Below are 13,063 nucleotides of genomic sequence, written 5' to 3'. Positions count from 1 at the left end.
CTCAAGCTCTAAAATTCAATTTGAAGAAATTATTATTAATTAATGGACCCCGAATTGCTTATTGCCGAATACAAAGAAAAAAGGCCTATTTATGAAGAATGTGTGATTGCATTAAAGTCTCTTTTGGAGGGGCTTTTAGATAAAGAAGTCAATTATCAGGTTGTTCAAGCGCGGGCTAAAGAGGTTATTTCTTTAAAGAAGAACTTTGAGAATAAAGACAAATATAAAAATATTAAGGATCTAGACGATATTCCCGACTTGGCAGGATGTAGAATCATTTTCTATCTCAGGTCTGATTTACAAAAGTTTTTAGGGATCCTAGATCAAGAATTCGAGGGTAGATTTAAAGATAAACAGTCAGACGAAAAGTATAGTGCATACCACTTTATTGGAGTTTTTAAAAAACCTAGATCTGAGCTACCTGAATACACAAAATTCGACAAAATAAAATTTGAAATACAACTTACAACGGTAATGTTTCATGCATGGAATGAACTAGAGCACGACATTCTTTATAAAAATAATGAGGAAATAAAGAAAAAATTTCCCTATATGTTTGAAAAATTAGGAAGGATTGCTGGAGATGTAATGCTTAGCTTGAATAAAGCGCAAGAAGATTGGGAGTACATTACAGAGCAGTATAATTTGGCTCGCAGAGCCCCATCGAAACTAGATTTATTTGAGTTGAAATTATTAGCTAAATCAAATAATAATAATGAAATCTATGCATGGATAGATTCCATTAAAAAAGACGTTGAGTCATTAGAAGAGGCTCCAAAAATCACGGAAATAAAAAAATTATTTGATGCGCTATATGACTTAGCACTAAACTCAAAAACAAATAAAATCATAAAAGAAACTACCCCTTTTGGTGTATGGGAGGGTAAAAATCATTGTGATGTAGTGGTGGCGATAGTGGCGCTAATAAACCAACTCAAATATCAAGCAATAGATTATGCTTTTCGGATTTTGATAAAACTGTTTTTTATATCTGAGTCAGAAGCACAAAACAATATAACCGAATGCATAAAAAGAACTACAACATACAATATCAATGTTATTAAAAAACAAGGATGCATTGTTCAAGAAATTTTTCTAAATGAAATTAAGAACAACAACATAAGCAAAAGATTGGAATTACTACCTCTTATTTGTGGAGCTTCAAGCTCAATTTTGAGTGCAAGTTATGAGGCAACAACAACAGACTTTAAAGATGGATGCGAAGTTATTAATTTTTCATCTGGCTCTTTACCGGCGGATAAAAACATTAAAAATATCCGTAATAAGTGGATTTTTCTTCTGAAACAGTTATATCTTCGTGCAACCACTTATTCACAGAAAAGAGTGTTACTGCAGGCATTTAGTTGTGCTCTCTACGCGTCATCTCATGGCGGTGAGATTAGAGAAATAGTTAAAGATAGCACTGATTCAGTATCGAGGTTTTATGCCAACATAGCGAGTAAGGAATCGCTTAACTTATTGCTACATATCGAAGGTCAGTTCCTTATCGCAGAAAGAGTATTTGGTGATGAAGGACTACCAGCTTTGGCGAAACTGTCTGAAACATTGAATAGCAATCCGGAATATGATATTTATCGTGCACTTGTTGGTTGGGATTTTCGCCACAAAAAAAATTCGTCTATTGATGATGAGCGAGCAGTTAGGAGTGAAAGAGTAGAGGAATATTTAACTGATATATCAGCTAAAACTTTTAACAAGTGGCAGAGACGAATCGTAAAGTTTGCTGGCACAAACTTACAAGAAAAGGATTCAAGCAAATTTCTTTACTTTAAGGAGTTATTACTAAAGATAGGCGTAGACAAACCTATTTTAGCGATAAAATTACTGAAAAATAAGCATAAACACCTTAGAGAATTCATGAGCCCACTAATGCAAGGAGTTTGGCAATCGAATAAGCAAACACAGGTAGAAAGGATGATGAGCAATTGGATAAGGCAAGGACTTTATTTATTCGAAATTACAATCGCAATGTGTAATTTAAAAGGACGTGACACTGTTAATTTACTTAAAGAGATTTTTAAAAAATCAAAATCTATGAAAAGACGATCAGAAAAAATAAATATTTTAGTATACATCTTAAGAAAAATAGGTTTCTGCGATACATCACAGAAAGAATTTCTACTTCAAATTATTGAAGAACTAAACAAAGAAAAATATTACAAGTGGGTTAATGAATTTTATGAGCAGGATAGTAAAAAAACTATTTTAAAAAAATTTAAAAAAAGCGACTGGGAAAGAATTTCCTATGGATTTATAAAAATAAATCATGTTGATGACTATCATTTACCGCATGTCCTTCAACACCTTATTAGAAATTATCCAAAAATGTTTACTCATTTATTGATGAGCCGAATACAATTTCAACAAAGCATGAGGGGATTGGTAGATTCTCGTTACTCTGATATACCAAGAAGTAATAACTACTGGACAGATGCACTCCATGTTAGTCAAAAACCAATAATTGATGAGATATTAAAATGGCTAGATCAAATAGACACTTGGAAAGTTGGATACACTTTGCATAGTCTTTACCCAGGACTATGTGATCACTTAGTAGATCGTATTCATCGAATAATTGACAATGGAAAGCACGAAGAATCAAAAGAATTACTACATGGATTGACTAGTTGGTATTCAGGAGATGTGATAACTGAAATAATTTTATATGCCATTAAAAAATTACCAAGCGATGAAAGAATGTGGAACGATTTCATAGTACATATCGCAAATCCTGGTGGCGTATCAGGTTTGGCAAGCGAGCCAATTATGGCAAACGCATACCGTAGGAAACTAGCAGCAGCCAATAATTGGAAGATAGGCAAAAATAAAAAATTACACGAATTTATTATCGCTTATAAAGAATATCTAATTAAAGGAATAGAATCTGAAGAGAGAGATCATAGACGGGGTATACAGAGAAGGAAAAGAAGATATGAATCTTAGTTTAACGAACCTGCCCTTATGACCAAGGCACATGGGTCGCTATTTGCGCACCCCTACCTAGGGCAAGTGAGTCAGACTCACTGCCCGTGATGGCTGGGGCGGTAGGATTCGAACCCACGCATGCCGGGACCAAAACCCGGTGCCTTACCGCTTGGCGACGCCCCAATAGTTATTAGTTGGTAGCCCCGAAGGGGTCCCTTCAGGATTGGTAGTTAACCCTTAGTTCTTACCAACTTAATCCTTACTCCTTACCAACTTAATCCTTACCAACTTAATCCTCAGTTCGTTCTTAAGGAAAAAGTGCCGGAATTTTAACAAAGCTTTGATTTTTGCGCTAACATAGTGCGGTTCCGATTTTAATTAACTCCTACAAAATGAGCAGCAAACGCCATTTCACGGTCGAAGAAGCCAGTGCCGTCGCAGAGCAGCTTGGCATTGATTTCGTCCAAGTTAAATTTACGCTCGAATCTTTTCGCGCGGGGATGGTCGTCGAGCTAGAACACGGCTTGGTTGCTGCTTCTACGAATGTCAGTAATGACGATCCGCTCATGACTGGTAAAATTGCACTCGCGCATTTGCACGAATTTCCAGATTATTACGAGCGTTTAGCTAAAATGGAAAAAGAGGCGGAGGCGTTCTGGGAAACGCAAAATTAGCTAAGCGCGCGCCGAGATTGACTACGCCCATGTCTATTATCATTTAATTCCCACGGTTTGAGCTCATTAGTTTCACTGCTACTGGCTTATAAGTATCATTTACTTATTCCGCTCGCGATTGTCGAAGGTCCGATCGTCTCTGTGCTCGGAGGATTTTTCGTCACGCTTGGAATTTTTAATCCTTTCGTCGTCTATGCCATCATCGTCGCGGGTGATTTAGTGGGTGATACTTTGTATTATTCGCTTGGGCGTTTCGGTGCTCATTTTTTATTCGCGCACTTCGGACATTTCCTCAAGATCACTCCGGAAAAAATGGCAGACGCGAAACAGTATTTTCATAAGCATCGCAATAAGACGATTATTTTCGCCAAGCTGATTCACGGTATCGGCTTCACCGGCTTGGTCGCGGCGGGTACTCTCAAAATTTCTTATTGGCGTTACATTCTGATTTGTTTTTTGACGACGCTTTTGCAGGCGGCGGTTTTTCTCATCATCGGCATCCTTTTCGGACACGCCTATCTCCAAATCAACAACTATTTGAATTACTTTGCTGCCAGCACTTCCGTCATCGCGCTCGCAATCGTGCTGATTCTTTTGTTCCGTAAGTGGAAAATTAATCCCAAACCCTGATGCGTATTTTGCTGGCGGCCGACACTTATTACCCGCATGTGAACGGAGCTTCTTACTTCGCGCAAAGGCTCGCGCAGGCGCTGCACCAAAAAAATCACACGGTGGCAGTGGTCGCACCTGCGCAATCTTTCGCCCACACCAAAACCTACATCGACGATATTTTGGTTTATGGCATTAGGTCTGTGCCAGTCTTTTTTTACCGCGATTTTCGTTTTGCGGCTTTCGCCTCGGACGCTACTTTCCAAAACATCCTCACCGAATTTCAGCCGGACATCGTCCATCTGCAGGCGCATTTTTACATCGGTCGCAAAGTCTTCCAGGCGAGTCAGAAAAACAATCTGCCAATCGTCGCGACGAATCACTTCATGCCGGAAAATCTGGTTCACTATTTGCCGGTGCCGGAATTCATGCGCAATATCGTCAAAAACTGGGCGTGGCGTGATTTCGCGCGCATTTACAATCAAGTCGGGCGGATTACCACACCGACTGAGACGGCGGCAGATTTGATTCGTGACAAAGTCAAATTGCCGGTCGAGGCGATTTCCTGCGGGATTGATTTACAAAAATTCGACCGCAGTCAGCCGACCGCTGATTTGCGCGAGCGTTACGCTTTACCAAATCAGCCGATCCTGCTCTATGTCGGACGGCTTGATCGTGAAAAAAATCTCGATACCGTTTTACGCGCGGTGGCACTGGCGAGGCAGCAAACACAATTCCACTTCGTGATTGCGGGGACGGGCGCCGAACGCCAGAGACTGGAAAAGCTGGCACGCGAACTTGGGATTGCCGAGCATGTCACTTTCGCCGGATTCGTGCCGAATGCAGATTTGCCGGCGCTCTACTTGCTGGCGAGTTGTTTCGTCATCGCCGGTATCGCTGAGCTGCAAAGCATCGTCACGATGGAAGCACTCGCGGCTGGACTGCCAGTGCTCGGCGTCAATGCGATGGCTTTGCCTGAATTAGTGCACGATGGGGAGAATGGTTTTCTCTTCGAGCTTGCTGACATTTCGGGATTATCCGCTAAAATTATCCAGCTTTTGGCTGATTCAGACTTGCAAAAAAAGTTTGGTGCCGCCAGTTTAGCTATCATCGCCAAACATGACATCACTAAGACTATTGCGGCTTTCGAACAGCTTTACCTTGAGCAAATTGCTCGCGCGCGGTCGGGTGCAAAGAGTGCTTGAGCAGTACCGGACTTATTTCCGCGATAAAAATTTTCTATCCTCAACAGGGCTTGCTGTTCTACTGTTTGCTTTAAGCCTGTGGATTAATTTTCACGCCGGAATGTATGCGACCAGCCGCTCCAGTAATTTCGTCACGGATGTTGTCCTGAGCAATGTCCCTGTTTTTCACCTCGAATTTTTATTTGTTTATGGCTCGATTGTGTTTTGGGCTTTGGTCGCAATTTTGTGTTTAGTAAAACCGCGAGTCATTCCCTTCACGCTCAAAAGCATTGCGCTTTTCGTCATTATCCGTGCGGTATTCATCTCCATCACGCACATCGGTCCTTTTCCGACGCACATGGAAATCAATCCTGCCAGCATCGTCGGGGATTTTACTTTCGGCGGTGATTTGTTTTTCTCGGGTCACACGGGTCTGCCTTTTTTGCTGGCGCTGATTTTTTGGGAAAATCGTTTTCTGCGTATTGCTTTCGTCATGACTGCCATCGTTTTCGGTGTGGTCGTACTTTTGGCGCACCTCCACTATTCGATTGATGTACTCGGCGCATTTTTCATTACCTACACGATTTTTCACATCGCCGAAGTTATTTTCAAAAAAGACCACCGCTTCCTGAATGCCAAAAACATCGAGTCGATTTTTCCAAAGTAATTTTTCCTCAGCCAAAAATTCTTGTGCCGGTTCGAATTTGTAATTCGAACCTGCATATTTGAGCTAACAGAAAAATGGACGGTTCATTTATAAACTTGAACTTGCGAGGGTCATCGCTCTGATTCTACCGCCAGCACTCCTAACCCCGGAATTAATTCCGGGGTTAAAAATGAGACGGATAAAATTAAAAATTTGCGCAGCTCAAACCTCGATTAGTCTCAAGATTCACACAATCAAGACAGTTCTAAGCCGCTAAATTATTTCGCGCGTTTGCGCTCGTGCTCAACCAAAAGCTTTTTGCGCAGGCGAATTTTGCTCGGTGTGATCTCGACGAGCTCATCGTCCGCGACATATTCGATCGCCGTCTCGAGCGTCAATTTGCGCGGTGGAACCAATTTCAACGCTTCGTCCGTGCCACTCGAGCGCATGTTCGTCAGCTTCTTACCTTTCAGCGGATTCACGATGATGTCGCCGGGGCGCGAAGCTTCGCCGATGATCATGCCTTCGTAAACTTCGACCTGTGGTCCGATGAAAAGCATTCCGCGTTCCTGCAAATTCGAAAGCGCAAAACCGACCGAGATGCCATTTTCCTGGGAAATCAGCACGCCATTCGAGCGGGCGGGGATGGCGCCGCGCCATTCATCGTAATTCAAAAAGATGTGATCAAGCGTGCCTTCGCCGCGCGTGTCGCGAATAAATTCGCTGGCGTAGCCGATGAGTCCGCGTGTCGGGATTTCGAATTCGATGCGCGTGAAACCTTCCTCGGCTTTCATGTCGCGCATTTCGCCGCGGCGTTTGCCCATTTTTTCAATCACGCCGCCGGTGAATTCGTCCGGCACATTGACCACCGCAGTTTCAATCGGCTCGAGTTTCTTGCCGTCGACTTCTTTCAAAATAACTTCCGGACGACCGACAGCTAATTCAAAGCCTTCGCGGCGCATATTTTCAATCAAAACCGCGAGATGCAATTCGCCGCGACCGGAGACTTTGTAGCTGTCCGAATTCGGAATTTCTTCGACGCGCAGTCCGACATTCGTCTCGAGCTCACGGAAAAGGCGCTCGCGAATTTGGCGCGTCGTGACAAGTTTGCCTTCTTTGCCCGCGAGTGGAGAAGTATTGACATGGAAGGCCATCGCGACAGTCGGTTCGCCGATTTCGATGACTGGCAGTGCTTCGGGTTTCGCGACCTCGGTGAAAGTCTCGCCAATCGTGATATCCGCGAATCCGGCGACGCCCACGATTTCTCCGGCAGCAGCTTCATCTGCCTCGATTTTGCTCACGCCTTGAAAAACGAACATTTTCGAAATGCGACCTTTCGCGATTGAGCCATCGCGACGGGCGATGGCGATTTCCTCGCCTTTTTTCAGCTTCCCGCGAATCACGCGGGCGATGCCGATGCGTCCGAGGTGATTGTCATATTCGAGCGAATAAACCAGCGCCTGCAACCCACCTTCGCTTGAGCCGACACGCGGTTCGATTTTCGAATGAATCAAATCAAAGAGGGGATCGAGATTCGTCGACTCGTCTGATTCCGCTAATTTCGCGATGCCTTGTTTCGCGATGGTCAGAATCATCGGGAAGTCGAGCTGCTCGTCCGTCGCGCCGAGCTCAGCAAAAAGATCAAAAATTTGATCGTGGACTTTCGCGACATTTGACCCAGGTTTGTCGATTTTATTAATTACGACAATCGGATTCAAACCTATTTTCAAAGCCTTTTGCGTGACGAAACGCGTCTGTGGCATCGGACCTTCCTGTGCATCGACGAGCAGCAACACCGTGTCGCAGACCTTCAAAACGCGTTCGACCTCGCTTGAGAAATCGGCGTGGCCAGGTGTGTCGACGATATTGACCTTCAAATTTTTGTGACGAATCGAACAGTTTTTCGACAAAATCGTGATGCCGCGTTCGCGCTCCTGTGCATTCGAATCCATCACGAGTTCGCCGACAGCTTCGTGCGCCGCGAACGCGCCGCCCTGTTTCAGTAGTGCGTCGACGAGTGTCGTCTTGCCGTGATCGACATGCGCGATGACGCCGAGTGTGATTATTTTTTCAGTCATTTATTAGGGGGGTAGGGTTTAGGGTTTAGGGGGTAGATATGTCGGCATTAGTAAAACCAAAACCGCGAGCTACGGATTGATTAATCCGAGCGAGGCAAAATTACTCGACGCGCTTCTTGCGGTCGGGTTCTTCCAAAATTTTGCGGAAGTCGCCGTCGAAGTCTTCCAAAAAGTTTTTCATCTCGACGACATCGGCAGGCGCGATTTTATTAAACGCGACTTTCGAAATTTGGCGTTCACGCTTCGCAATCTTCTGGCGGTACTCGCGGATATTCATCGCGACCAAAGTGGCGGAATTGCAGTGCAGGCAGTGCGCCGAAAAAAGTCCGCGGTCGCCGGTGATATCCACAACATCGACGGCATCGCCCACGAAGTGCTTACCACATTTTGGGCATGTCAGCGTCGCAGCCACATTTTTGACGATTTCGGTGAGGTGAGAGAGTTTCATTACGGCGAGAGTTTACAATTTCCGAGCGAAAAAGGAAGCGAGCTTAATCCTATTTTTTTAGTTTGTCAAGCATTTTTCGCATGCGCGTCAGGCTTTCATCTCGACCGAGCGCGTCCGCCATTTCCCAGACTCCGGGCGAAAATTTCTCGCCGGTGAGCGCGGCGCGCAGCGGCCAGAGGAGTTGACCATTTTTCCAACCGAGCTCCGCTACTAGGGCGAGAAGTTCTTTTTGGATTTCTTCTGTCGTCCAGTTTTCAATTTTTTCTAAGACAGGCAAACTTTTTTCGAGCGCCTCGATCGAGCTCGCGCGGTCGACTTTCATTTTTGCATTCTCGAAAAGCTCAAGTGGCGGGTCAATTTCGCCGAAAAAATAGTGCAAAAATTGCGGTGCTTCTGCCAAAAATTGCATCCGCTCGGACGCGAGCTGCACAGCTTTTTTCAGACGCACATCGTCATCGACCACAAAATTTAAAAATGGTTTCACTCGCTCGACTAATTCTTCAATCGGCAATTGCCGCAAATAGTGCGCATTAAAAAAATTCAATCTTTCCAAATCAAAAACCGCACCGGCTTTCGCGACACCCGCGAAGTCGAATTTCGCGACCAATTCATCCATTGAAAAAAATTCTTGCTCGGATCCTCCGCCCGGATTCCAGCCGAGCAGCGCGAGAAAATTCACGACTGCCCCGGGCAGATAGCCGTCATTTTTCAATCTTTCCACTGTCGCCGGTTTGCCCGATTCGTCGCGCTTCGACATTTTCGAGCGGTCTTTATTCAGCAGTAGCGGAAGGTGTCCGAAGCGCGGTACCTCCGCACCGAGCGCCTCGAAGAGCAAAATGTGTTTCGAAGTATTGGAAATGTGATCTTCGCCGCGGATGACATGGCTGATTTTCATTTCGACATCGTCGACGACGACGGTGAAGTGGTAAAGGAATTGACCGTCGGATTTACGAATCACGAAGTCGGCGATGTTTTCACCTCGCTCAGAAATTTCGCCACGCACGAGGTCAGTGAATTTGATTTCGCTAGCCGGGACGCGGAAACGCCACACCGGTTTGCGTCCGGCTTTTTCAAATTCGGCAATTTCTTCCGCTGACAAATCGCGACATTTGCCCGAGTAGCGCGGTGGTAATTTCTGTGCGTTCTGCGTTTCGCGCTCGGCTTCGAGCTCTGCCGCACTACAAAAACAGGGATAAATCGCGCCGGACTTTTTCAGCTGTTCAAAATATTTCTCGTAAACTGCATCGCGCTCGGATTGGCGAAACGGCCCTTCGTCGAAATCCAGCCCGAGCCAGCTAATGCCGTCCAAAATTTCTTTTTCAAATTCCCGGGTCGAGCGTGCGCGGTCGGTATCCTCACTCCGAAAAACAATTTTCCCTCTGTGCTGGCGCGCGAACAAAAAATTCACGAGCATAGTTCGGGCAGTGCCGATGTGCATCGGTCCGGTCGGGGAGGGGGGAAAGCGGACTTTGATCATTGGGCTTTATTCTAAGATGAAGCGATTTTAACACGCTGATATTTGGTGAAATTTTTAATTTTATAATTTTTAATTTTGTAAACAAATTCAAAATCTAAATTTTTAAAAATTAGAAATTAAGATTTATTTAAAAATTGTAAAAATTTAAAAATTAAAAAACCTCTGTCAAATAGACAGGAGAGGCTTATTTTTGGTTCTGATATTTGATATAAACATTATTTCGTGGTAAAATTCCAAGATTCAAAAATGCAAAAACTGAAATCAAAAAACCGGCTCGGCGCAATCCTGCTTGCTTTGTTTATTTTCTGTGCAGCAAGCGGTGCGGTTTTTGCCGCTGATGAAAAGAAATTCGAGGTTACTTTGCAGACACCATTTTCTCCGCCGCCTACGGAACCATGTACGCAAAGCCCGGACGATCAGTACACGACGACGACTCAGAGCGGCGAGACGATCAAGTGGGTCTGCCGCAAAGGCTCGATTCTCTGGCAGCAAGTCATCGAGGGTGACGACGGCAATGAAATTCTCACGAATTACATCGCGCTAGTTTACAAATTTCTCGCTGGAACAATCGGATTTGTCGCCGTCCTGATGATTGTCTTCGGTGGTATTGAAATTTCTACCGCTGGTGCGAATCAGGCTGGATTACAGTCGGGCAAGGATCGGATCCTCGCCGCGCTTGTGGGACTCACACTACTTTTTCTCTCTAGTTTGATTCTGTACACCATCAATCCGACTTTTTTCACTTAAAAAATGTTGCGCAAAATTCTGATTTCGTTGCTCCTCGCGTCATTCGCTTTCGCGCTCGTGCCAGTTGGAGTTTTGGCTGACATGCCGCAATTAATCGGCGGTACGATTTTGCCTGGTGCGGACGATGAGACCAAAGGCACCATTGCGCCCAATGTGACCGAGTGGATGCAGGGGACTTTTCTCAGGAATTTAATCGATCAGGCGATTGGCTGGACGGCTGCGCTGGCTGTAATTTTCCTCATCATCGGCGGTTACCAATACCTCACGGCGATGGGTAACGAAGAGCAACTCAAAGTGGCGCACAAAACTATCATCTGGAGTATCGCTGGTGTGCTCCTCGCGCTGCTATCTTTCGCGATCGTGCAGATCATCGTCAATATCCAATTCGAAGTTCCGGCGGCGAATTTGCTCGCAGCCAAAACGGCCGACATTTTGCCTTTCGCAGAGACGAATTGGGATAAAGTCCCCGAGGTCAAAGCTTTGCCGCAGGCTGATTTCAAAGAACAGTTTTTACCGATTGTCGCTCAATTTTTGATTTACGCGATGGCCTTCATCGCGACCTTCGTCATTTCTTTCGCGGGTGCGACTCTGGTCAATGGCTGGGGCGACGAGGCAGCTGTCAAAAAAGCCAAAAATGCGATTATCTGGGGAATCACGGGTCTCGCTTTCGCCGCGGCGAGCTATATCATCGTCAAAGGCGTGTTGATGCTTGATTTCAGTACGCCCGCGACAGCAGCGGCTGATGGTACAGGGCTTCTGGACATGCTTGGCGATGTCTGGGATTCAGTCACTGATTTTCTCTCCTTTTGATAAGGTGAATCTCGAAGCTAATTTGGATTTGGGCGGCGATAAATTTTCAAATTTTAAAGTCTCTGTAGGGTAATTTTTAATTCTTAATTTTGTAATTTTTAAATAAATTTCAATTTCTAATTTTTAAAAATTTGGACTTAGGATTTATTTATAAAATTAAAAATTGTAAAAATTTAAAAATTTGTAGACTCCCGCAAGTTCAATTAGCCCACCACTTTGCACCGGCGCGATTTTAGAAAAAACTGACTCAAAGACTTAAAGACTTAACAACTCTCCATGCTCCATGTTTCTGGGCTTCGGGATTTAGGCCAATAAAGCACTGACGCGATTCGTTTTTTCCCAAGAAAATTCCGGCCGACCGAAGTGTCCGCCGGTCGCAGTCCGCAGGTAAATCGGTCGCACCAAATCCAGCTCTCGCAAAATGCCCGCCGGGCTGAGGTCAAAAACTTTGGTGATGGCGGTGATGATTTTTTCATCCGCGATTTTCCCTGTTCCAAAAGTTTCAACACTGATTGAGATCGGTTTGGGGTGACCGATGGCGTAGGCGATTTGTAATTCAAGTCGATCCGCGAAGCCGGCGGCGACCAAATTTTTCGCGACCCATCGTGCAGCGTAGGCGGCACTGCGATCGACTTTCGTCGGGTCTTTGCCACTGAAAGCACCTCCGCCGTGGCGTGCCATGCCACCGTAAGTGTCGACGATAATTTTCCTCCCAGTCATGCCAGTATCGGCGGGCGGACCGCCACGCACGAAACGCCCAGTCGGGTTCACGAGGATTTCCGTCTTCGCGTCGAGAAATTCGCCGAGCACGGGTCGAATAATTTTCTCGATGACGGCGTTTTTCAATTTACCGTTCGTCACTTTTTCATCGTGCTGAGTCGAAACGACGACGGTCGCGACGCGTTTTGGTTTTCCATTCTTATCGTATTCCACCGAAACCTGGCTCTTACCATCTGGTCGCAGGAAGTCGAGAATTTTTTGCTGCCGCGCTTCTGCCAAACGCGCCGTCAGCGCGTGCGCCAGCGTGATTGGCAAAGGCATCAATTCCGCCGTCTCGCGACAGGCGTAACCAAACATCAAACCTTGATCGCCGGCCCCCAAATTTTTGCCGAGCTTGGAATTCGTGCCGCGGGCGATGTCGGGTGACTGCTCGTGAATCGAAGTCAAAACGGCACAGGCGCGAAAATCAAAACCGAACTTCGCATCGTCGTAGCCCGCATTTCGAATCGTCTCGCGGACCAAGCTTGGAATATCGGCGAAACCGCGCGTCGTGATTTCACCTGCGACCAAAGCCAGACCATTCGTCACCAAAGTCTCCACGGCGATGCGGCTCTGCTTGTCCTGGCGAATGAGGTCATCGACAATCGCGTCCGAGATTTGATCCGCGAGTTTGTCGGGATGGCCGATCGTGACTGATTCAGAGGTGAAGAGCAAGAAGTAAGGA

General features: G+C 45.5%; 11 protein-coding genes and 1 tRNA gene. 7 read left to right on the top strand and 5 right to left on the bottom strand.

The genetic code is table 11. The features are described from left to right. Positions 1 to 42 precede the first annotated feature (42 nt). Positions 43 to 2,964: a hypothetical protein gene (locus WCV72_02570; GenBank protein MFA6458251.1), complete on the top strand. Its 2,922-nt coding sequence runs from the start codon at positions 43 to 45 to the stop codon at positions 2,962 to 2,964. Positions 2,965 to 3,054: 90 nt separating this feature from the next. Here WCV72_02570 and WCV72_02565 read toward each other — a convergent pair. Next, positions 3,055 to 3,129, bottom strand: a tRNA-Gln gene (locus WCV72_02565). A gap of 209 nt (positions 3,130 to 3,338) precedes the next feature. Between WCV72_02565 and WCV72_02560 the strand changes: the two genes are divergently transcribed. Genes WCV72_02560 through WCV72_02545 form a run of 4 tightly spaced genes read left to right on the top strand, consistent with a single transcriptional unit; the run spans position 3,339 to position 6,080 of the window. Next, a complete protein-coding gene (locus WCV72_02560; protein ID MFA6458250.1) occupies positions 3,339 to 3,620 on the top strand; it encodes a DUF5661 family protein in 282 nt (93 codons plus the stop codon). A gap of 57 nt (positions 3,621 to 3,677) precedes the next feature. Next, positions 3,678 to 4,250: a DedA family protein gene (locus WCV72_02555; protein ID MFA6458249.1), complete on the top strand. Its 573-nt coding sequence runs from the start codon at positions 3,678 to 3,680 to the stop codon at positions 4,248 to 4,250. Then, positions 4,250 to 5,434 (top strand): glycosyltransferase, encoded by a 1,185-nt coding sequence (locus WCV72_02550; protein ID MFA6458248.1) that lies wholly within the window; start codon positions 4,250 to 4,252, stop codon positions 5,432 to 5,434. The genes WCV72_02555 and WCV72_02550 overlap by 1 nt, the downstream gene beginning before the upstream one ends. Next, on the top strand, positions 5,391 to 6,080 hold the full coding sequence (locus tag WCV72_02545; GenBank protein ID MFA6458247.1) for a phosphatase PAP2-related protein: 690 nt from the start codon (positions 5,391 to 5,393) through the stop codon (positions 6,078 to 6,080). The genes WCV72_02550 and WCV72_02545 overlap by 44 nt, the downstream gene beginning before the upstream one ends. A 257-nt stretch (positions 6,081 to 6,337) precedes the next feature. On the opposite strand, the gene typA is transcribed toward WCV72_02545, so the two are convergent. From typA to gltX, 3 genes are all read right to left on the bottom strand, one after another. Then, positions 6,338 to 8,137: a translational GTPase TypA gene (gene typA, locus WCV72_02540; protein MFA6458246.1), complete on the bottom strand. Its 1,800-nt coding sequence runs from the start codon at positions 8,135 to 8,137 to the stop codon at positions 6,338 to 6,340. A 100-nt stretch (positions 8,138 to 8,237) separates the two neighbouring features. Continuing rightward, positions 8,238 to 8,585 (bottom strand): hypothetical protein, encoded by a 348-nt coding sequence (locus WCV72_02535; protein ID MFA6458245.1) that lies wholly within the window; start codon positions 8,583 to 8,585, stop codon positions 8,238 to 8,240. A 49-nt stretch (positions 8,586 to 8,634) separates the two neighbouring features. Continuing rightward, positions 8,635 to 10,062, bottom strand: a complete 1,428-nt coding sequence (gene gltX / locus WCV72_02530; protein ID MFA6458244.1) for a glutamate--tRNA ligase — start codon at positions 10,060 to 10,062, stop codon at positions 8,635 to 8,637. Between the two features lie 246 nt (positions 10,063 to 10,308). Between gltX and WCV72_02525 the strand changes: the two genes are divergently transcribed. Together WCV72_02525 and WCV72_02520 are read left to right on the top strand one after the other, a co-directional pair. Further along, the gene (locus tag WCV72_02525) at positions 10,309 to 10,809 is read left to right on the top strand and encodes a hypothetical protein (GenBank protein ID MFA6458243.1); all 501 of its coding nucleotides are present in this window, start codon (positions 10,309 to 10,311) and stop codon (positions 10,807 to 10,809) included. A 3-nt stretch (positions 10,810 to 10,812) separates the two neighbouring features. Beyond that, entirely contained in the window at positions 10,813 to 11,619 is an 807-nt protein-coding gene (locus tag WCV72_02520; GenBank protein ID MFA6458242.1) for a hypothetical protein, read from the top strand. Between the two features lie 303 nt (positions 11,620 to 11,922). On the opposite strand, the gene metK is transcribed toward WCV72_02520, so the two are convergent. Then, on the bottom strand, positions 11,923 to 13,053 hold the full coding sequence (metK, locus tag WCV72_02515; protein ID MFA6458241.1) for a methionine adenosyltransferase: 1,131 nt from the start codon (positions 13,051 to 13,053) through the stop codon (positions 11,923 to 11,925). Positions 13,054 to 13,063: the final 10 nt, after the last annotated feature.

Source organism: Patescibacteria group bacterium, assembly GCA_041665585.1.
Classification (GTDB): Bacteria; Patescibacteriota; Gracilibacteria; order JAHISY01; family JAHISY01; genus JAHISY01.
Note: the sequence above shows the minus strand (reverse complement) of the source record. Positions and strands in the feature narration are given on the sequence as shown.